At 37.3% G+C, this 21,401-nt stretch carries 15 protein-coding genes and 1 pseudogene; 7 read left to right on the top strand and 9 right to left on the bottom strand.

Annotated features, from left to right (window positions below; genetic code table 11):
- The first annotated feature begins 271 nt into the window (after positions 1–271).
- Genes VKY50_RS04200 through VKY50_RS04210 form a run of 3 tightly spaced genes read left to right on the top strand, consistent with a single transcriptional unit; the run spans position 272 to position 6,036 of the window.
- Entirely contained in the window at positions 272–3,481 is a 3,210-nt protein-coding gene (locus VKY50_RS04200; RefSeq protein WP_324299175.1) for a SusC/RagA family TonB-linked outer membrane protein, read from the top strand.
- Positions 3,482–3,498: 17 nt separating this feature from the next.
- Positions 3,499–5,211, top strand: coding sequence for a RagB/SusD family nutrient uptake outer membrane protein (locus VKY50_RS04205; RefSeq protein ID WP_324299177.1), 1,713 nt, complete (start codon positions 3,499–3,501; stop codon positions 5,209–5,211).
- Positions 5,212–5,238: 27 nt separating this feature from the next.
- Positions 5,239–6,036: a hypothetical protein gene (locus VKY50_RS04210; RefSeq protein ID WP_324299179.1), complete on the top strand. Its 798-nt coding sequence runs from the start codon at positions 5,239–5,241 to the stop codon at positions 6,034–6,036.
- A gap of 99 nt (positions 6,037–6,135) precedes the next feature.
- Here VKY50_RS04210 and VKY50_RS04215 read toward each other — a convergent pair whose 3' ends face one another.
- From VKY50_RS04215 to nagB, 4 genes are all read right to left on the bottom strand, one after another.
- Positions 6,136–7,185 carry a PepSY-associated TM helix domain-containing protein gene (locus VKY50_RS04215; RefSeq protein WP_324299181.1) on the bottom strand — a complete coding sequence of 350 codons (1,050 nt, stop codon included), beginning with the start codon at positions 7,183–7,185 and terminating at the stop codon, positions 6,136–6,138.
- A 33-nt stretch (positions 7,186–7,218) separates the two neighbouring features.
- Positions 7,219–9,558 (bottom strand): TonB-dependent receptor, encoded by a 2,340-nt coding sequence (locus tag VKY50_RS04220; protein WP_324299183.1) that lies wholly within the window; start codon positions 9,556–9,558, stop codon positions 7,219–7,221.
- 233 nt (positions 9,559–9,791) lie between these two features.
- Positions 9,792–10,652 (bottom strand): BadF/BadG/BcrA/BcrD ATPase family protein, encoded by an 861-nt coding sequence (locus VKY50_RS04225; protein ID WP_324299185.1) that lies wholly within the window; start codon positions 10,650–10,652, stop codon positions 9,792–9,794.
- Positions 10,653–10,767: 115 nt separating this feature from the next.
- Positions 10,768–12,684: a glucosamine-6-phosphate deaminase gene (nagB, locus tag VKY50_RS04230; protein WP_324299187.1), complete on the bottom strand. Its 1,917-nt coding sequence runs from the start codon at positions 12,682–12,684 to the stop codon at positions 10,768–10,770.
- Between the two features lie 587 nt (positions 12,685–13,271).
- On the opposite strand from nagB, the gene VKY50_RS04235 reads away from it, so the two are divergent.
- Genes VKY50_RS04235 through VKY50_RS04245 form a run of 3 tightly spaced genes read left to right on the top strand, consistent with a single transcriptional unit; the run spans position 13,272 to position 16,280 of the window.
- Complete coding sequence (locus tag VKY50_RS04235; protein WP_324299189.1) at positions 13,272–14,189, top strand: sensor histidine kinase; 918 nt, start codon at positions 13,272–13,274, stop codon at positions 14,187–14,189.
- Positions 14,186–14,914, top strand: coding sequence for a LytR/AlgR family response regulator transcription factor (locus tag VKY50_RS04240; protein ID WP_324299191.1), 729 nt, complete (start codon positions 14,186–14,188; stop codon positions 14,912–14,914). Before VKY50_RS04235 ends, VKY50_RS04240 begins: the two co-directional genes overlap by 4 nt.
- 40 nt (positions 14,915–14,954) lie before the next feature.
- A complete protein-coding gene (locus VKY50_RS04245; RefSeq protein WP_324299193.1) occupies positions 14,955–16,280 on the top strand; it encodes a sugar MFS transporter in 1,326 nt (441 codons plus the stop codon).
- A 107-nt stretch (positions 16,281–16,387) separates the two neighbouring features.
- Here VKY50_RS04245 and VKY50_RS04250 read toward each other — a convergent pair whose 3' ends face one another.
- The 5 genes from VKY50_RS04250 to VKY50_RS04270 form a co-directional block, all read right to left on the bottom strand.
- A complete protein-coding gene (locus VKY50_RS04250) occupies positions 16,388–16,957 on the bottom strand; it encodes a pentapeptide repeat-containing protein (protein ID WP_324299195.1) in 570 nt (189 codons plus the stop codon).
- A gap of 72 nt (positions 16,958–17,029) precedes the next feature.
- The gene (locus tag VKY50_RS04255) at positions 17,030–17,632 is read right to left on the bottom strand and encodes a superoxide dismutase family protein (protein WP_324299197.1); all 603 of its coding nucleotides are present in this window, start codon (positions 17,630–17,632) and stop codon (positions 17,030–17,032) included.
- Between the two features lie 195 nt (positions 17,633–17,827).
- Complete coding sequence (locus VKY50_RS04260; protein ID WP_324299199.1) at positions 17,828–19,387, bottom strand: M61 family metallopeptidase; 1,560 nt, start codon at positions 19,385–19,387, stop codon at positions 17,828–17,830.
- 219 nt (positions 19,388–19,606) lie between these two features.
- Positions 19,607–20,785, bottom strand: a complete 1,179-nt coding sequence (locus VKY50_RS04265) for a sialidase family protein (protein ID WP_324299201.1) — start codon at positions 20,783–20,785, stop codon at positions 19,607–19,609.
- 62 nt (positions 20,786–20,847) lie between these two features.
- Complete coding sequence (locus VKY50_RS04270; RefSeq protein WP_324299203.1) at positions 20,848–21,168, bottom strand: alpha-L-rhamnosidase C-terminal domain-containing protein; 321 nt, start codon at positions 21,166–21,168, stop codon at positions 20,848–20,850.
- On the opposite strand from VKY50_RS04270, the pseudogene VKY50_RS04275 reads away from it, so the two are divergent.
- Positions 21,109–21,401 (top strand): annotated as a pseudogene (locus VKY50_RS04275) (DUF4982 domain-containing protein); the annotation flags it as partial. The gene VKY50_RS04270 and the pseudogene VKY50_RS04275 overlap by 60 nt on opposite strands.

Raw genomic sequence — 21,401 nt, forward strand, 5'->3', positions numbered from 1 at the left:
TGGTAGTGCGTTTAATGCTTCAAAAATAACAGAGAATGCAGAATAAATAGTGCGTATGCTTTTAGTGTTTTTTTAACATTTACGTAATGAAAAATAGTTTTTCAAAATTGAATTGGAGAACCTTAGTGGAGGTATTGTTGATAATCGTAATTGTCAGCTTATTAATATTCCTCATTTTCTTTGTTCTATAGTTTATGGAAATGGCTGGGTTGTTCGATTCTTTTTGAATAATTCTAATTACTAACCTAATTATTCTAAAATTTAATTTAAGATGAAGCTAAAACTGAAAATTGCGATTTTTACTTTGATGCTGTGCGGTGTCCAAAGTATGTTTTCGCAGACAAAAGCAGTTAGTGGGACAGTGACCGATGACACAGGTATGCCGATGCCCGGTGTTTCGGTTGTCGTAGAAGGTACCACTAACGGCGTGCAAACTGATTTTGACGGGAATTACAGTATTTCGGATGTTACTGCTTCCGACAACTTGGTTTTTACCTATGTTGGTATGAAGTCGCAAACTGTAACAGTAGGTCAACAGTCTACCATTGATATTGTTCTGGAGACCTCATTAGAGGCTTTAGATGAAGTAGTTGTTATTGGTTATGGGGTTCAAAAGAAGGCCTTGGTAACTGGAGCGAACTTAAACCTTAAAGGAGAAGACATTGCGATGTTAAACACTGGAACTGCTATGGAAGCACTGCAAGGCGTTGCTCCTGGGGTAAGTGTGAGCCGTAATAATGGTGCTCCTGGTGCTGGTACTAAAGTAACCATTCGTGGACTTGGTACAATTGGTAATTCTGATCCTTTATACATTGTTGATGGTGTTGCCGTTGGAAATATTGACTACCTAAGTTCTGGGGATATTGAAAGCATCGATGTGCTAAAGGACGCCGCCTCTGCTGCAATCTATGGTTCCAGAGCGGCAAATGGTGTTGTTTTAGTAACTACAAGAAAAGGATCAAAATCAAAACAAGCATCTGTACATTATGAAACTTATTACGGTTTTCAAAACATTTATAAAAACCTGTCCCCTTTAAATGCACAAGAGTATATGTACATTATGGATGAGGGTAGGGTAAATGATGGTTTGGCTCCAAATAATTGGGAGGCTTTAATTAAAAACAATGCATGGTTAAATAATACCTATCCTGGTCAATTAGGTACGCAACTTGGAGAGTATGTTTGGAATAAACTTCAAAACGGTTGGGAAGGGACCAATTGGATTGATGAAATGACCATGAAAAATGCACCTGTTTCCAGTCATTCCATTAATGTAACCGGGGGTAGCGAAGATATTACTTATTCGCTTGGTGCTTCCTATTTGGATCAATCTGGTATCATCGGTGGAGATATCACTGATGCCGGATTTAAAAGACTTACAACACGTTTAAACACAGAGTTTGTACTTTTTAAAAATGAGGAAAGAAGCTTAGTGACTTTAGGTGAAAATTTCACCTATTCTCAAACAGATAACAGAAGTGTTGCTACTGGAAATATCTACTGGAATGATTTACACAATGCTTTGGTACAACACCCATTGATGCCTGCATATTGGGCGGATTCACCAGATAATCATGGCTTTACGCCTACCATGGATGGGATCTCTAACAACTCACACAATCCATTAGCAGTGATGTATTACCGTCACAATTATGCCAATCTTGGTAATAAAGGAAATAGCATTGTTGGAAACGTTTATTTGGAAATTGAGCCAATTAAAAATTTAAAGTTCCGTTCTTCTTATGGGGTAAATGCATGGTTTGGGCATAGTCGCTCTTGGACACCAACTTATGCATTAGGAACCTTATATTCTAATGCTACGGATGGCGTTTCTCAGAGTTCTTATTTGGGGAATACCTCTACATTAACCAATACTATTTCTTATGAAACAAGTTTTGGAGATCATAACTTGACCGCTTTAATCGGTAACGAACTTATTCAAAATGAAGTTAATTTTGAAGTTGGTGGAAGTATGTCAGGTTCTCAATTTGGGGATCCTAAATTTGCTTTTCTAAATAATGTAAGCAAATCTACTATTGGAGCAATCAATACCAATGGCGCTGACTGGGCTGCTGGAGGCGGCGGGCTGTTATCATATGTAGCAAGAGCACAATACAACTACAAGGAAAAGTATATGTTCTCCGCTACTATGAGGGCGGATAACTCTTCTAATTTCGCTAAGGGTAACCGTTGGGGATATTTCCCTTCATTTTCTGCTGGTTGGGTTCTTAGTGAAGAAAATTTTATGTCAAACAGCAATATGTTTATAAAATTAAGAGGAAGCTGGGGACAAAATGGAAATCAGGATATTGGTAACTTCTATTATAGCTCTACTGTTTCTTATATGAACCCTGGATACTATTTTGGTGATAATAAACCTACACCGTCGGTATCTACATCACCAACTAGAATCGCAAATCCAAATGTAACTTGGGAGACTTCAGAACAGTTGGATTTTGGAGTTGACGCACGTTTTCTAAATTCGAGACTTTCTGTAACGGCAGACTGGTACAAGAAAACCACGAAGGATTGGTTAGTATTGGCGCCATCGATCGGAACTTCTGGAGCACCACCACCATTTATAAATGGAGGAGATATTGAAAATACGGGTGTAGAAGTAGTCCTTTCTTGGAATGACAATATTGGAGACTTTAAATATGGCGCTACCGTAAGTGGAGCCTTTAATAAAAATGAAGTTACCAAAATTGCAAATGCCGAAGGTATAATTACTGGTGAGCCGCATATCTTATCTCAGGGTACTTCTTATATCTCTAGGGTAGAGGTTGGTAAACCAATTGGTTACTTTTATGGACTGGAGACTGATGGAATTTTACAAAACCAAGACGAAGTGGATGCCTATGTGACTCCAGATGGTACACCTTATTTTGACGATCAACGTCCTGGTGATGTTCGTTTTGTAGATCAGAATCAAGATGGTGTTATTGATGATAATGATAAAGTAGAACTTGGAAGTCCCCTTCCAGATTTTGAACTCGGTATTCAGCTAAATGCAGAGTATAAAGGATTCTATGTGAATACGACTCTAGCTGGTAAGTTCGGTGGACAGGTGATGCAATCATACCGTTCCTTTGCGGATAATTTTGATCAAAACTACACCACTGATATTTTTAATCGATGGCATGGAGAAGGGACTTCAAATCGTCTTCCACGTTTGAGCTCTAGTTCCAATAGAAATACAAACCTGATTTCTGATATTTATTTGCATGATGCTGACTACTTGAGAATAAGTAACCTAACAGTAGGTTTTAAGTTAGGACAATATTTGCAGGATCTAGATTACATCAAGGATATCAAAATTTACGCCTCTGTCAATAATTTGTACACCTTTACATCGTATGATGGAATGGATCCAGATGTGTCTTACGGTGGAAATGATGATACAGGATGGGCTTCAGGAGTTGATCTTGGATTGTATCCATTACCAAGAACTGTAATGCTTGGATTGAGTGTTGACTTTTAATCGAAAACCAAAAGACAATGAAAAAAATACTATATACAATATCAATAATTACAACGGCGCTACTAGTTAGTTGTAGTCAAGAGTTTACAGATACGGACAACCTCTACGAAAAGAGTTTTGAAAATTATTATAGTCGACCACAGGATATCGATGAGGCTTTGGGCGGTATTTACAGTGCGCTTTATATGCCAGATATATACAGCGACGAGGCTGTAACGGCCAACCTGCTGTCGGATTTTGTATTGGGAGGTGGTGGCCCAGATGACCGCGGGGCAAAAAATGTGGATGGTTTTCAAGATCCAGAAGAGGATACGTATAAAGATTTATGGGTAATAACGTATAACGGGATTTATCGCTGTAATGCGGTTATAGAAAATTTGGAAGGCGCTGATTTTTCAGAATATTTTTTGACTGATGTAGAAGCCAAACAATATGTTGACCAGGCCATGGCTGAGGCTTATTTTATGCGTGGTTTCTTTTACTTTAGAGCAGCAAAATTCTTTGGTGGGATGCCAATAATACCAAGTACCCAAGCCGACAGAAATGTGCCTAGATCTAGTTACTCCGATACTTATGCACAAATTGCTTCTGATTTTAAAACTGCCATTGAATTATTTCCAAGTAAGCCTTTCAGTTCAATTCCAACGGAACGTTATGGGCATGCCAATAAATGGGTTGCACAAGCCTATATGGCAAGAGCATATCTATACTATACTGGTTATATGACCAATATGGAAGGGCAGGCTACTAGTGAGTTGCCTCTACCTGAAGGGGGAGCTATTTCTAAAGGCCAGGTAGTCGCTTATTTAGAAGATTGTATAAATAACAGTGGTTATGGATTAGTGGATGATTTTAGAAACCTATGGCCTTATTCATATGTAAATAAAAGTGCTGGTAAAGTGGTTCTTCCATGGGCGGAAGCTGAAGGATTAGAATGGGCAGGTCAAGATGGTTTATCTCCAACTTTTGGAACAGGAAATAACGAATTCATGTTTGTACAGCGCTATTCCACTACTGATTGGGATCCAGGTCAACAATACAACAACCGTATGCGTCTTTTCTTTGGAATCCGTGATAATAGTATGATCCCTTTTGGACAAGGTTGGGGATGGGGCACTGTCAGCCCAGTACTATGGAATCAGTGGGATGATGCGGATCCTAGAAAAGAAGGATCCATTCTTGAGTTAGGGAATCCTGAGCAAGGAACTGCATCTTGGCAGTCTGGTTTTGGAGATCATGAAACAGGCTTAATGAATAAAAAATACACTACCATTCAACATGAGGATCCGGATGGGGTGGACGGAGTTAAAGGAATGTTTTACTTCCTCTATGACATGACCCATGGAGATCCTATGCAATTATGGTCTGCTCAAGATTTTGTTTTCATGAGATATGCGGACGTTTTATTGATGCATTCTGAAATTACAGAAACTGCAGATGGTTTAAACGAGGTTAGAAGTAGAGCTGGACTAGGAAATATTGGTTATTCTTTGGCTGCTCTTAAAGAGGAACGTAAATATGAATTTGCATTTGAGGCGCTTCGTTGGTTTGACTTGGTACGTTGGGGAGATGTAGATGACGCATTTGGTGGTCAAATAGATGTACAGAATTCTGGTATTGATGCTACCTATAGTGTACAATATAGACCTGAGACTAAAGGTTTGGTTCCAATTCCAGAATCTGAGATAAGACTATCCGGTGGGGTTTACGAGCAGAATCCTGGTTGGTAATCTGTTAAACTTTAAAATAGTAATAAGATGAAAAAAAATAGAATTATAAGTTTATTGGGAACTGCCTTAGTATTGGTACTGGGTGCATGTCAACCCATAGATGACAGAGAGGTTCTTGAAAGTAGGTTAAGTATCGATGATATTAAACTGACATCTTCTCAAGCCACTGAGGGAGGAAATTTAATTGAATTGAGTATGGAAACCCCTGGAGTAACAGGTTACTGGGATTACAATCTGGGAAAAGCTTTAACGAATAAGTTTGAGTTTATCTATCCAATACCAGGAAAAAACACCTTTACCTATGTTGGAACACTGGGATCTGAATTTTTCACCAAAACCATCGAAGTACAGGTTGATGTTTTAGATCATGAACTCAACCAAGACTGGTATGACTTAGTTGGCACGGATACAGAAGCTGGAAAAACCTGGGTTTTTAACGGTGGTCCAGAGCCAGACGGAAAAATGTGGTGGTATATGGCTCCAGGAAATGATCCTAGTCAATGGGAAACGTCGTGGTGGAATGCTGGTGGGGATTGTTGTCCACCAGCAGATGCAGCTGGTAGGATGACCTTTGATCTGGATGGTGCCGCTAATTTTACCTATTATGCACAACCCGATGCAACACCTGAAGTTGCTAGTTTTGTATTAGATCCAGCTAAGCAGACATTAAAAATTGATGGTGGTAATATCCTTGGTGGTGCCGAGCAAGGGAACCCTGATGGATTGTACACTATTGTTTCACTCACAGAAGACGAACTTATATTGTATGTCCCTAATAATGCAGGTGGAAATGGATGGGTATGGGTTTTTAAACCAGAAGAATAAAGACAAAAACTTAATAGGTTAGTTTTTTATATTTAGCTAGAAAGATCCCAGTGCTACTATAAGCGCTGGGGTTTTTAATTTCTTCATAGTTACGAACTATTACCGTATTTTATTACCTGTATTTTTTCTTCTATACCAAATTAAAAATCCTGTAATAGAGAGCACAGGCCCTGACATTCCAAAAAAGCCGTATAGCAGTTTACTTATAAGACCACCGAACTGCCCATAATGAAGTGGAGTGATCATGCTTTTAATTTTGTAACTTAAGGGTTCTTCACTGATTTTTTTAATGGTTTCAATTGCGCCAGTTGTTGGATTTACTAATAGTTTATTGTAGTGAATACTATATACAAAAGGATCATCCTCAAAAGAGCCGTTAATTACAATAGGTGCTGTCTCAGTGGAGGCAAGTCGAATATAAGAGGGATGGAATTCCGGAATTGTACTTTCTATCATTTTTAATGTTTTATTCAAAGATGTCACAAGTATTGGTGGTTCCGGTTGTTTTGGTTCATTGAATCCTGAAATGGCTACAGTATATGATAAAAGAACCCCTGTTAAAGCCAGTATTAAATTCATTAAAAGAGACCAAACCCCAATATAACTATGTAAAGAAGAATAAAATACACGTTTATTGATGGTTTTTAGTTTTATTTTTAAAAATAGCACTTTAAGTACACTCTTGCGATATAATAAAATGCCTGTAATTATAGAAACAAGAAATAGTATTCCAAAAATAAAGACTAGAATGCGACCAATTGGGCCCGCGTGGAAGGAATAATGGAATCTTAATAACCATTTAGTAAGGTGTCTCCTTTGATCAATAGTCCCGAGAATTTGTCCATTTTCTGGATGTACAAAAACCAACATTCTTTGCTCTGGACGTCTAATGTTGAATACAATAGTTTCTCCTTTTTTAAAGTGGATAATTCTCGTGTTCCAGTTTTTGAATTTTTTTTGAACCGCTGCTGTGGCGATATCTAGGTCTAACGCCTCAGGAGCATCATCAATCTGATAGGCTTCAAACAACGCTTGGTCTAGATCTTGGTTAAAAACCAAAATACTACCAGTGATTCCTAATAGAATTAGAAATCCGCCAGCGATTAGACTACAGATCGAATGATACTTTAGAAGCGTTGTTTTTTTCATCTACGTGGACTAAAAGTATTTAACTTTAACGTGTTACAAGTTCACAGATAGCGATACGTTGAATTGTGCTCCATTGGCCTTAATATAATTTGAGTCCCTGGCAGACCATTGTGAAATTAGGTTGTAATAATCTGTATTCAACAGGTTTTTTACCCCAACTCCCAATGCTGTAGACGGACTTAATTGATAATGCGCTGTAAGATTGACAATATTGAAATCATCTACTGGTCCTTGTCCATAGGTGTAATCGCCTTGACCATCAGCTTCAAATTGTTTTCTAGATCCACTGTAGATATGTGCAAGACGGATATCAAATTTCTCCTTCAAGTTATATGACAGATAGGTCACCGTTTTAACAGGAGGAATTCGGTCACTACCTATATATTGGTCATAAGCATCGTCTCCATTGGTGTCGATTTTACCCTCTGTATAAGATACAGAGGTTCCAAAATCTAAATTCCTTAATAATTCGGTGTTTAAAGAGAGCTCGAAACCATATACTTTTTCTGGTTGGCGTAATATTTCAAAAGCTCCACTTTCAGTCTCTAGGTAAGTTGATCCGAGGTCGGAGGTACTAATATAGTATGCTCCCGCTAGTTGCGTTTTACCAATTCGACTGTTAAACCCGATTTCATAGTTGTTGGCAATCACAGCCTCGGAATTAATTTGTGCTACGGTATTTTCAGTTGCCGATCGTAAGATCCTTCCCAAGTCAGCAACGGAAAAGCTTTGAGAGAAACTTACAAATGGTTTAAAGGTTGACCATTTGTTATAACGTAGTCCCAAATTAAAAGTAGATGCATTGTAATTTAACCCTCCACCTTTAATAGCAATTCCACCGCTATTAGGTTCAGTAGCTCCAGGACTATATCGAGTTAAGGTTGTATAATCTGGGATGTCTATTTTTATGTTTTCAAATCGAATTCCTCCCTTAAGAACAATATTGGCATAAATGGCTTTTAATTGTGCGTAGGGAGCAAAATTACGCATATCAAGTTGTGGTACCCAGGGTCTGCCATCAACCAATGATTGAGAAGTTTTATCGTTTAAGGCATCTAATCCATAAAGTAAATCACCTTGAACTGCTCCAAAATTATAACGTGTTTTAAAATTAAAACGTGCCCCTTTTTTAGTAGAAGCAATTAAAGACTGTCCACCGCTAAACCCAAGATTTGGATCGTAGAAGCTGTCGGTAAATCCGTAAATTGTTTTAAAGTCTTGAAAATACAGGTTCAACCTAAAATATGTGTTTGGATATATTTTTTCAAAATCATAGGTCAATTGTACGTTGTGGTTATAACGGTTTCCTTGATCTTCTCCAGGCTCTTCACCAAGAACACCTATGGTAGGAGATTCTCCATAAACGCCAACTTGTGCAAGGTAATCTGAATCTTGTCGGCTACTAAAATAATTGTACATCACAGCTAAGGATTGCCGATTGGTAATGTTGTAGCTTATTTTGCCCAGTGCACTATATTGTGAGGTTTCTCCAAGTCCGTAATACGGTGAGATCACTGTTCCGTTGGCGTCCTTATATACACCAGTTTGTCTAAAACCACCGCTGGCAACATATGATAATTTATTGATGGTACCTGAAAATGTCTGAACCAATTTAGCTCCAATGGTATTGTTTATCGCTACCAATCCCCCTTCAGCGCTCAAGGTCGTATTACTCTCTATTTTAATTCCTTCTTTTGGCTTTTTAGTGATGTAATTAACAATACCCCCATCGGAACCATTGCCATAGATAGCAGTTGCACCTTTTATGACCTCTATACGTTCAATAGTACTAGGGTCAGCTGTATTGATATCTCTGGACCCTTTTCGAAGCGGGGTTGACTGTGGAATACCATCTATTAAGACAAGCATATTTCTACCGCGCAATGTTTGACCTACACTACTGGTTTGGTTAGTACCCAATGCAAGGCCTGGAACTTCCATTAACACATCTGCCATAGCATTACTGGTTCTAGCGAGTTTTTGAATTTCTTTACCTGAGATTACAGAAACACTAGAAGGCACCTGATCAAGGGTTTCTCGAGTTCGGTTTGATGTAATTACGATTTCATCCAGTTGCTCAAGGTCAGCTTGCATTATGATGTCTAAATTTTTACTTGAACTAGTGGATATAGCTCTAGAGGTAGTCTGGTAGCCTATTGCAGAAAATACAATAATAGGATTGTTTGTCGATTGAAAAGTGATTTCATAGTCCCCATTGATGTCCGTAGCAGTTCCGTTTGTTTTATTTTTAACACTTACCGTCACATAGGGTATTGGATTATGGTCGCTATCAGTTACTTTTCCTTTTATGGTAACCTGTTGCGCAAATAGAGGTTGTATAAAAATTAGTGATAAAAGATATAGGTATTTCATTTATATTTTGTATTTATTTAGATTAATTTAAAATAACACAAATATAAATGCTAGTAGCAGATCTTACAAGATAAAATACATATATCTATTAAGTCTCAGCTGTATTCAACCGAATTACAACTTTGTTTTGAAGAAATAATTTACCTAGTACTCTCTAAAAACCAAGAGGTTATAATGTGTTATAACTATTTGTTTGATAACCTCTTTCTTTGGTTTCTAGTCTCTTAAGAGTATTAGATCTTTTGGTTTTGAAGTACGATATATTTAATCAGATTATCTATGGGTTTTCGAACAAAGGAGCTCGCTCTGTATCCTCTATCTTTCAGTTGCTTTATGATGATATCTTGAGCGTAATACGCTATGGAACCCACGAAATGGACTGGGTATTTCTGTAATTCTTGATGATAATGGGTTAAATAGGTGTCTATAAAACTCTCTATTACTTTATTAAGAATCTCTTGCGCAAAGGGATCCTGGCGATGCTTGAAAATGAACTTTCCAAAAGTAGCTAAATATTTATTTGGATTTTGATTATGGTAGAGTTGTTGTAAAACCTGATTCAAGTCAATTTCGAAGCTATCTTCAAAATCTTTTTTAATCGTTGTGGGCATTTTATGGTGAAAGTAAGCGCGAAGTAGTTCTTTCCCGATGTGATTACCACTTCCTTCATCAGATAAAACATATCCAAGTGATGGGATGCGTTGAATACATTTGTGACCATCAAAATAACTACAATTCGATCCTGTGCCTAAAATACAAATGATTCCAGGTTGGTCGGTGGTCGCATGGACCGCCGCGATAACATCTTCTTTAATACTGATCTGGTTGGTGTTTTGGAATATTTCTTCCAAAATCAACTTCATTTTTTTGTCCGCACTTAGTGTGCCGCACCCAGCTCCGTAAAAATGGATTTGGGTGATTAAGCTCCTATAAGGTTGTAAATCTGTGTTTTCACGTATAATTGAAAAAATTGCTTTGTCACTTAACGCCATAGGGTTTATGCCTTCTGACTGCGTGGTAAGTAATTGTTTGCCATCGGTATCTGCAAGGACCCAGTCGCATTTAGTTGAACCGCTGTCTGCTACTAGTATCATATTATTTATTTTAGGATAATACCTAAAGTTTTACCATAGGTATACTATTTATAAAAATCAAAGGAGCTGTAATAATGCAGGCAACCTGAGCTCCTTTGATAAAGCTAACATATTCTTAAAAGTGGTAGCGCTTGAATGCTTCTATAGCCTCATATTCTGCTAATCCAAGGTTATCGTATAGAAGAGCTGTATTTCTGTTGCGCTCTTGGGCACGGACCCAGAATTCTCGAGAATCTTCCCCTTGGAACATCACTCGGTCTTTTTGCGACTGGTGGAATAGAATGGCGTTTATTTTCTTATTCATTTCATCTGGACTCAAAGGTACAGCCATTTCGATATCAGCGATATCCCATTCATGCCAAGCGCCTCGGTATAACCATACCCAACAATCTTTCATAAAATCTAGATGTTTGATACTGGCTAGCGATTCAAAGATGGCATCTAGACAAAGCTTGTGTGTTCCGTGTGGGTCCGCTAAGTCTCCAGCGGCATAGATTTGATGTGGTTGTATCGTTGTGATTAAATCAGATATTAACTGTATGTCTGCTGGTCCAACTGGATTCTTCTTAACCTCACCAGTCTCATAGAAAGGAAGGTCAAGAAAATGTACTTTAGAATCGTCCAATCCAAGGTATCTTGTTGCCCCATAGGATTCCATACGTCGAATCAATCCTTTTACTTTTCTGGTCTCTGAGCTATCGCCGTATGCTGTAGTTTTGGAATTTAAAAACCTTATAATTTTTTTGAAATTTGTTTCTTCTGAACTTAGACTTAATTGATCTGCGACTTCAGCAAATTTTAAAGCCTCCTCATCTGTAACGGCAATATTTCCGGAGGTTTGGTAAGCAACATGGACATCGTGTCCTTGTTCGATCAGTCGAGAGAAAGTTCCACCCATGGAAATCACATCATCATCCGGGTGTGGACTGAATATAATAATACGTTTTTTCTCAGGGGATCTACGTTCTGGGCGGTTGGTGTCATCTGCATTTGGTTTCCCTCCTGGCCAACCTGTAATGGTGTGCTGTAGTTTATTGAAAATCTTGATGTTTAGGTTGTATGCAGAACCTTCAATTGAAAGTAAACCAGACATGCCATGTTCGTTATAGTCCTTGTCTGTAAGTTTCAGTACAGGCTTTTTGAGCTCTTCACTGAGCCAAGTAACTGCTTTTAACTTCAAGTTATCGGTCCACACACACTGACTTACGATCCATGGAGTTTTGATACGGCTGAGTTCAGATGCTGCCTCCTGATCCAGAATCATGGTCGTGTTGGGATGGTTTTGCAGGAAACTCGCTGGGATGTTCGATGTAACTTGTCCTTCCACTGTTTCTTTTATAATGGAAGCTTTTTTGTGCCCCCAAGCGAGCATAATGATTCTTTTAGATTTCATAATGGTGCTAACTCCCATGGTGATCGCTTTCTTAGGTACGTATTCAATACCATTAAAGTCTGATGCTGCATCACGGCGGGTGATGTGATCGAGTGTAATGATACGTGTCCCAGAGTTGATGTGAGAACCAGGTTCATTAAATCCGATATGTCCCGTTCTCCCGATTCCTAGCAACTGAAAATCTAGACCACCCAGTTGTTTGATCTTCATATCGTAATCAATGCAGTATTGGTTGAGTTCCTCCTGGCTCACTTGTCCATTTGGAATATGGATGTTTTCTGGGTTAATGTCAATGTGATCGAATAAATGCTGATGCATAAAGTAGTAATAACTCTGACGGTTTTCAGCATCCATGGGATAGTACTCATCTAGGTTAAAGGTGATCACATTGTGGAAACTCAATTCCCCATTTTTATGAAGCCTAACCAGTTCTTCATATACTTTAATTGGAGAAGACCCAGTAGCCAGCCCTAGTACACAGGCTTCACCTTTTTCTTGTTTCTCGCGAATAAGATCTGCGATCTCAGCGGCCACTATCTTAGAGGCCTCATAAGAGTCTTCAAAAATTTCATTGTGTATTTTCTCAAACTTGGTGTCTTCAAACTTACCGACCTGTTTGTGTTTAATTTGTTGTATCATTCCTTATTAGCTTTTTTTAATGTTACCAAATAGTAGTATTCTGTAGCGTTTTATTGTTTTGTTCGTAAAAAGTTACGTTTTGTTATTGATTTAATTATTGCACCTTATTTTTGCTCTGTATAATTATGTTGTTCTAGTTAAATTAAAATTTTATTACATTTCCTTTCGTTTTTGTTCTTTTTTGCCATATCCATTTTATAGTTGATATTAATTAGCGGTATCAATATTTCAAATACTTTTTAACATTTCAAGTTGAGATATGTCGAATAAAAAGCAAAATTTACTTTAATATTAGTAGTTTAAAAAGCTTTTTATACCAACGTCACAGATAAGGCAACAAACAACATTAAAAAGGAGATAACAGTTTTCGTGATTTTGATTTTTAAAAATTTATTTTGGTTATTCTTTCGAATAGTTATATTTTTTCACAATAATTGTAATTAGATGTATAGAAGCTACTGATGAATAAACTGGGAACCATTGCAAAGAATACTATTGCTTTTAAGTATCATTTCTTTTTTTGGGTATGTTATTTTCTGATTAATTTCGTGAGATGGGGGAGTTATTTTAATGATTATTCCTATTCTTTGAAATCTAACCTGGTAGAGTTTCCACTTCATATTCTGATCGTGTATTTTAATATCTACTATTTGATTCCAAAATTGCTTTTAAAAAAGAAGTACTTCAGTTATTTTTCAGTGTTACTTCTTGCTTTGGGAGTACATTATAGTGTAAGAACGGGATTGAATTATTATTTGGTCTCTGAGGACATATGGCCAGAGGCTATAGGGATCCAAAAACCCTTTAGTTTTAACCATATTTTAGCCGTATGTATAGGGGAACTGTATGTATTGAGTTTAACGGCCGCCATTAAGTTCACTGTGGAATTTTTAAACGAACGAACTAAGAACCAAGAATTGAGGGAATTGCAATATAAGACCGAACTAAAGTATTTAAAGGCGCAGATCCAACCCCATTTCTTTTTTAATACACTTAATAATTTATATGCTTTAACCCTAAAGAGCTCTCAGCAGGCGCCTAAAGTGGTACTTCGATTATCGGATTTCATGAAATATGTGATCTATGATGCTAAAAAAAGTGAGGTGCCTTTACTTAAAGAAATTGAATATATTGATAATTATATTGCTCTAGAGAAATTAAGACATGGATTTGGTTTTGAAGCAAAGATTGGTATTCGTGGTGATATTGACGGTGTTCTAGTTCCACCTTTGTTGTTCTTGCCCTTGGTAGAAAATGCCTTCAAACACGGGTTAATGGTTAAAGATCATCAAATGATAACGGTAGATTTTGAAAATCGAAACAAGCAGCTGACCTTTACCATTAAAAATTACTTTGATCCAGAGCAAAAACTCAAAACCCCAGGGGGGATTGGTTCGGTTAACTTGAAAAGGCGTTTAGAAATGTTGTACAATGAGCACTTTAGTTTTACGAATCAAGCGCACCATAATCAATATGTAGTGACTTTAATAATTCCGATTGCATGAATATAAATTGCCTAATCATAGATGATGAACCACTAGCGATTCAGGTACTTGAATCGTATTTGAAAGAGTTTTCTAATGTGGAAGTGGTTGGGGTTTTTAGTAATCCAATAGATGCTCTTCCGGCTTTTAAACGGCCAGATGTTGATGTAGTGTTTATGGATATTAATATGCCTAGAATGAACGGGTTGGAATTTTTGAGGAATCTTGATTCACATCCTTTAATTATTATAACAACGGCCTATAGAGAGTATGCCATTGAGAGTTATGAATTGGAGGTGTTGGATTATCTAGTTAAGCCGATTCCTTTTAGCAGGTTTTTGAAATCGTTCAATAAATTAAATGCGCGATTGTTACAATCAAAGGGACTCAAACAAAGTGGCGATTTTGAGCAAGATCCGCATATCTTTTTAAAAGTCGATAAAAAGCTGATCAAAATTTTTTTAAGTGAGATATTGTATATCGAAAGTTTAAAAGACTATATCAAACTCCATAGTATGGAAGGGACTTTTATTTCACATAAATCCCTATCAAGTATTAGTGAAGAGCTACCGGCAGAGAATTTTATAAGAGTTCATAAATCATATACTATTGCAATTGATAAAGTGAAATCCATTGAAGGGAACCTTATTGAAATAGCGGAAAAGAAAATCCCAATTGGTAGAAATTACGTTAAGTATGCCAAAGAACGAATCCTAAAGGATAAAGGAAATTTCCTAACAGAATAATATATAAATAAGAAACTATTAACTAAGTATTATATAACTCATGACAACTACCTCTCAGAAATCAACCAGTCTAGTTCCTATGATAGTCATAGCTGGACTATTCTTTATTTTCGGTTTTGTAACTTGGATTAACGGAGCTTTGATCCCCTTTATGAAAACCATCAATGAACTTACTGACGCACAATCATATTTAGTAGCCTCGGCTTCTTATATTTCTTTTGTTGCTATGGCTTTGCCGTCTTCTTATATCATTAGTAAGCTAGGGTATAAAAAAGGAATGTCTCTAGGGCTAATTATTATGGCCGTAGGGGCGCTGGTATTTATTCCTGCTGCGGAAGCACGCACCTATTGGGTGTTTTTATCTGGTATATTTATACAAGGCCTCGGAATGACTATTTTGCAAACTGCTTCAAATCCTTATATAACAATTCTTGGACCAATTGAAAGCGCAGCAAAACGAATCTCCATCATGGGAATCGCTAATAAAAGTGCTGGGGCTTTAGGGTCTTTTATCTTCGGAGCTATACTGTTATCAGGAATCGATGAAATTCAGGAGAAACTCTCTCTTGTAGATGAGGTTGAAAAGAATGCATTACTACAAGAAATGGCTAACTCTGTAGTTCTTCCATATATTGTAATGGCGGTGGTTTTGTTTGTACTGGCACTTTTAATTAATAAAGCGCCACTTCCAAATGTAGAAGCTGATGAAATTGAAGAAACTGAAAAGGAACCTGGAATGGTAAGAACTAAAAAGACCAGCATTTTTCAATTTCCTCATCTATGGTTAGGTGTTTTAACCTTGTTCTTGTACGTAGGTGTTGAGGTGATCGCTGGTGATACCATTATCTCTTATGGGATATCCTTAGGAATGTCTGGAGAAGAAGCCAAAGGATTTACATTTATGACACTTATGGCCATGGTGGGTGGTTATATCTTGGGTGTGATTTTAATTCCGAAGTACCTTAACCAGACTACAGCCCTAAAAATAAGCGCAATACTAGGTATTGTTTTTGGAATTGGGATTATCAGTTTCACAGGTTTCATCTCTGTATTATTTGTTGCTGCTCTTGGCTTTGCTAATGCTTTGGTGTGGCCTGCGATTTGGCCATTGGCGTTAAAAGGTCTAGGGAAATTTACAGAGACCGCTTCAGCCATGTTGGTGATGGCAATTTCGGGTGGGGCAATTATTCCTCCTCTTTATGGATATCTAGTAGACCGAAATAAAGCGGAATTAATTCAAAGTGGCGTGGAGCAGTCAGTGGCAACCGCTGAAGCTGCAACATCTAGCTATTGGATCTTGTTTCCTTGTTATGCCTTTATATTGTTTTATGCTATGTATGGACATAAGGTAGGATTGAAGAAATAACTATCACAAGTTTAACCGTATAGTATAAGGAAACCTCAATCATTGATTGGGGTTTTTTTTGAGGAGAAAGTAATAAAATAAGTTGTTTCTTTAGGAGTCTTGAAGACTTACTTTATAATTAGTTGATGCTTGGAGAGGAGGGAAAGAGCGCCATGAGTTGAAAAGATGGCATTTTTTAATGTGTTTTTCTCTGGATCCAACCCTATGTTATCACAAGAATACAAATCTGCATTTTCAAGGTTAGTGTCTGAAAATACCGCGCCGTACAAATCGCAATTTTCAAATAGCGCACTAGTTAAATTGGCATTGGTAAAATCCGTATGCTGCAGGTTACATTTTTTAAACTTGGTGTTCTTAAGATCTAAATTTTCAAAAGTTGAATAACTTAGATTGCACCCTTCAAAATTAAAGGAAAGCAGCAAAGTAATACATTCAAAAAAATGCATACCAATGAGTTTGGACTCCATAAAGCTAACTTCTTTAAAGGAACTATTCTTAAGATGTGAGCCACTAAAATCACAACTGTGGAATTCACACTCTATAAAATGAGTATTGCTTAAGTAAACCTCACTAAATTTACATTTCGAAAAAATACAGTTATCATATTCTCCTTTTTTAAATGTAGCGCTGTTAAAGTCTATATTGTCAAATTCTTGATCCGAAAAAAATGCTTTCATGCCTGGTTATATTGAAAAAGCCACGTTATTCTAACGTGGCCTTGATGATTTTTTTAACGAGGTGGCTTGCTTTTACTTGATTACTCCACCACAGCTAATTCTCCCACCAGCGTCACCACTTGGTTGTGAGGTGAAATCATCCGTTCCTTGGTGAACAATAACTGATTTTCCTAGAATATCTTTTTTCTCGTCACCACATCCGATACACCATTGATCAGTTTCGAAAGTGATCGTTCCGTTTCCGTTGTCATCAGCTTCAAAGTTTCCGATATCGCCTCTGTGGTATCCATCAGAATCTCCCCACTTACCATGTTTTTCAAAAGTTGGATTCCAGTGCCCTCCGGCAGAACTACCATCAGCAGCACTACAATCTGCATTTTCATGTAAATGTATAGCATGTCCTCCAGGCGTTAGCCCGTCGAATACAGCTGTCATGGTTACTTTTCCATTTTCTTCTTTAAAAACTACGTTTCCGCTTACATTAGAATCGCTCTTAGATTCCATAGCAACTTTAACTTTTTTAGCTTCAGCTTTTTTCTCTGGAGTTTTTACCTCAGTAGTAGTGCTTTCTGTAGCGCTAACTGAACTATTTTCCTTTTTGCTGTTTTGTTTACAACTTACCCCTATAACAAGGAGCGAGCCTAGAAGTAATAGTTTTGTTCTTTTTAAAATCATAGTATTTAAAATTAAATTATTTAGTTGTTTTAAATGGTTGTCTTGTGATAGTCCGCTTTGTGGTGTAATGCCTTTATAGCTAGCCTATCTACTAAAAGTCAAATGTTAAATTTAATCTAAAGTAAGAAGAAGTTAAGAGTTATTAAAATTTCGCATACAAATTAACGAAGTTTTCACAGCATTATAGCGTTAATTTTACTGATTTAACCAGGCATTTCTTAGGGCTGATTGTTCGGGTGTTTGGTTTTGTAATATTTTGATTTTTAGTGATTTAATTCCTTGATTGTTTTGGTTTTTTGGCAAGGTATCTAAACTAAGTCCGGCATAGCCTAGGTATTTTTTATAGTCTAATTCCTTTGTTGTGTATATATATTCAAATATTTCCTTCAGCGATGATTTGGCCACCTGCTCACAAACCCTTTGAAATTCGGCCTCTGTGAAGCCTCTATTGAGTCCTTTATAGTATTTGTGATACAGTTTATACATGACATCATTTAATGAGGCCCTATTTTTTGTGAGTTTGCGAATCTCTAAATCTAGAAATAATCCAACCAATGGCCCTTTATCGTAATATGAGATCGCTTTCCCTTTTTCTTTTCCCATGGTGCCAAAAGGACCATCACTCCATGTATTGTAGCTAGATTGGGATAGCGATTGGTAGTAGCGACCTGGGTTGTTTTCAACCGCATTGATATGACGTTCTAGATCACTGAAAAAAGTTTTCATATCCTTAATCCCTGCTTTTTTTGAGATAATGTATTCATAATATACAGTCAAGCCTTCAGCGATCCAAAGTTGATTCGTTCGGCTTCCCTTATCGTAGTCAAATGGACCGAGTTCAAACGGTCGTATCCTTTTGGCATTGTAATGGTGAAAATATTCATGGGTAAGAAAATTTAGCATGCGATCTACATCTTGTTGCGTTTTAAGTGTGTTACCATCAAAACTAACCGTGGTGCTATTGAGGTGTTCAATGCCTCCTCTTCCGGGACCAATTCCAATGAATGTGTAATGATCATAGGGGATATCATCGAAAAATTCAACGCAGGTCTCTATTATTTTTCGTAAACTTTCCATCATGTCTTGTCGATCGAATTCACCGAGCTGATAACCGATGAAACGGTGCTGTTTTCCTCGTACTTGAAATGGCGTTAAGGACTCTAAATCCCCAATTAACAGCGGACTATCGTAGAGTATGTCAAAGTTCTTGGATATAAAACTATTTGGATATCCATCAATAGGAGTAAGACCAGTAGCAATCTCATCCCATTTGGAGTTCTCTTCCAGGGTAATGGTGATGAGCGAAGGAGCGTCTAAATACCCTTTTGGATATAAAAAGTTATTGGGAGGAACAATGTATGCACGCGTTGAATCAAGCAAACTGTTCGCTACAAACTTTTTTGAGGCATGAACCTTATAGGTGATATGGATGTTATTATCAGATTTGGTGATTAGCTGCCATGAATTATCTTTTAGTTGGATAATACGAATTGGGGTGCCATCACTATGGGTTGCTTTTAGATCTTCAATATTCTCATAATACTGCATCATCTGATAATAACCAGGAGACCAGTTGGGTAATTTTAATTCTAGGGTGTCTTCTTTAAATCCATTCAAATCCATCTGTATTTGAAAGCGTTGATCTTTAGGATTTTTCATCGAAACTGTATAGTGGATCGGTGTGGTGGTGTGTTGCGCAATAGAAATAAGACAACATAAGGTCGCTATGATAGCCAAGAGGTAGCTTTTATCCATTTTTACAGTTTTAGTTTGAATAGTTATTAGATGCATTACTGAGCTTTAAAGATACATTTACTACTTGATATTTCTCAAATCACTATAAAGGAATATTTAATGTACGGAAATATTGGAAATGTAGCTAAGGATAGTAAGAATGACATTGCAGAATGGTTATTGGCTTTAGTTCTCCAATTTTACATTCTGCAATCTTATATTTTTTTATTCTATAATTTTCTATTTCTCATTAGATGTAATTAACGGAATTTTTTCTGAAGGCCACTTGCCGTCAACTATGGGGTAGGTGACAAGTTTATCAGGATCTACTACCACGTGTTTTATACGTTTTCTGTGCCATGTATAGGCAATATGAACAAGTCCATCTTTTGTCTGTATAATTGCGGGGTATGAAAATTGTTTCTCAGGTTGATCTAGATAGTCGAGCACTAGTGCTGCCTCCCAGTTTTTTCCATCTTTGCTTACAGCCAAATTTAAAACACCTCTTCCTTTGTGTCCCATTCCTTCTTGTTTTCTAGTAGAATGATTGTAGATCAATAATTGTCGTCCATCTTTTAAGGTGACAGCATCTAGTCCTGCATTATTATTAGGAAGGCTCGTAAGACTCATTTCTGACCAGGTTTTCCCATTGTCTTCTGACCAATTTTCAGCAATGTATTCGACCTCGGTTCGGGTACGGCTAAGCATTTGAATTCGGCCATCTGGATAGGTCAAAAAGGTGGGTTGGATAGCACCGATTGTGTTGGCATTATTTACAGGGCCGATAATTTCCCATGTTTGTCCTCCGTTGGTACTACGTTCAATATGTACTTTCCATCCATCATCCTCTGTACTTGAACCAGAGAGTATAGAACCGTCATCTAGATGTATTGGTTTGTTTTTAACTGGACCAATGACATTTTCTTCTAAAGTAATTGCTGGCCCCCAATGATATCCTCCGTCGGTGGATATTTTTTGCATTCCCCACCACGTACTAGGACTTGGGCCTATTTTATAGTAAATTGATAGGGTGTCTTTAGAATTTTGAAACAACACTGGATTCCAAGTAGGTAGGCGTTCGCCATCCTCCTGAACACCATCGGCAATACTACGTGGCTCACTCCAACTACCTTCTGGACTTTTTCTAGAAAGTTTGATCTCCACATCTGGATGCCTCTCCTTTGTTCCTCCAAAGAAACTACATAAGAGGTCCCCATTTTCAAGTTCTAATAAAGTAGCAGAATGGCACTGAGGAAAATCCGCTTGGGTATATACAAATTCTTCCAGCACAATTCCTTCTCGATGTTCTAGTGTTGCTGCAACTGTTTCCTCTTTTTTTTCGTTTTTTTTAGTAGTCTCACATGTATTAAAAGCAAGAGTAGTTATTACGATACAACTGATGAGACTAATTTTGGGCATTCTCATAAAAGTTAAATTATTAGTGTTTTCATTTGTAATGTTAAGAATCCTATCAAATACAGCTATAATTTGGAGCTTAATTCATAATTTCCTGATAGTAATCTTAGGTGAACGCGATCACCCTCATCTTTGATATATTCGATACCCTTTGCATTAGCGATGGAAGCTCCATTAGCTTTAATTGTTTTATTGCTTTTAGCTGGAATATATACCTCTGCAGTGGTATTAGGTGGAATGCTAATTTTCCATTGGAACGTTTTGTTATTTTTCTTCCAATTACTCACAATCAGCCCGTGTATCGAATTATAACTTGCATTGACATAGTTTATTATATGTATCAAAGTGAATGGATCTCCAATGCCGTACTTCATATCTTCCCACATTGGAATTGGTCTGATGGTGAAGTAGTGGATGTTTGGGCATATTATAATAACGCCGATGAGGTGGAGTTGTTTCTCAATGGCGAATCCCTAGTGAGTAAAACGAAACAGGGAGATGATTTACATGTATCTTGGAGGGTTCCTTTTAAGCCTGGTACTCTTTATGCAGTCTCGCGAAGCGATGGTGAAGTTGTCTTGGAGAAGGAAATAAGAACTGCAGGATCACCAGCTAAAAT

Source organism: Galbibacter sp. (assembly GCF_035306585.1).
In the GTDB taxonomy this organism is placed as follows: domain Bacteria; phylum Bacteroidota; class Bacteroidia; order Flavobacteriales; family Flavobacteriaceae; genus Galbibacter.

Excerpts from the sequence above, each read along its gene's own strand:
- VKY50_RS04200 (WP_324299175.1), top strand. The coding sequence starts at position 272 with ATGAAGCTAAAACTGAAAATTGCGATTTTTACTTTGATGCTGTGCGGT.
- VKY50_RS04205 (WP_324299177.1), top strand. The coding sequence starts at position 3,499 with ATGAAAAAAATACTATATACAATATCAATAATTACAACGGCGCTACTA.
- VKY50_RS04210 (WP_324299179.1), top strand. The coding sequence starts at position 5,239 with ATGAAAAAAAATAGAATTATAAGTTTATTGGGAACTGCCTTAGTATTG.
- VKY50_RS04215 (WP_324299181.1), bottom strand. The coding sequence starts at position 7,185 with ATGAAAAAAACAACGCTTCTAAAGTATCATTCGATCTGTAGTCTAATC.
- VKY50_RS04220 (WP_324299183.1), bottom strand. The coding sequence starts at position 9,558 with ATGAAATACCTATATCTTTTATCACTAATTTTTATACAACCTCTATTT.
- VKY50_RS04225 (WP_324299185.1), bottom strand. The coding sequence starts at position 10,652 with ATGATACTAGTAGCAGACAGCGGTTCAACTAAATGCGACTGGGTCCTT.
- nagB (WP_324299187.1), bottom strand. The coding sequence starts at position 12,684 with ATGATACAACAAATTAAACACAAACAGGTCGGTAAGTTTGAAGACACC.
- VKY50_RS04240 (WP_324299191.1), top strand. The coding sequence starts at position 14,186 with ATGAATATAAATTGCCTAATCATAGATGATGAACCACTAGCGATTCAG.
- VKY50_RS04245 (WP_324299193.1), top strand. The coding sequence starts at position 14,955 with ATGACAACTACCTCTCAGAAATCAACCAGTCTAGTTCCTATGATAGTC.
- VKY50_RS04250 (WP_324299195.1), bottom strand. The coding sequence starts at position 16,957 with ATGAAAGCATTTTTTTCGGATCAAGAATTTGACAATATAGACTTTAAC.
- VKY50_RS04255 (WP_324299197.1), bottom strand. The coding sequence starts at position 17,632 with ATGATTTTAAAAAGAACAAAACTATTACTTCTAGGCTCGCTCCTTGTT.
- VKY50_RS04260 (WP_324299199.1), bottom strand. The coding sequence starts at position 19,387 with ATGGATAAAAGCTACCTCTTGGCTATCATAGCGACCTTATGTTGTCTT.
- VKY50_RS04265 (WP_324299201.1), bottom strand. The coding sequence starts at position 20,785 with ATGCCCAAAATTAGTCTCATCAGTTGTATCGTAATAACTACTCTTGCT.
- VKY50_RS04270 (WP_324299203.1), bottom strand. The coding sequence starts at position 21,168 with ATGTGGGAAGATATGAAGTACGGCATTGGAGATCCATTCACTTTGATA.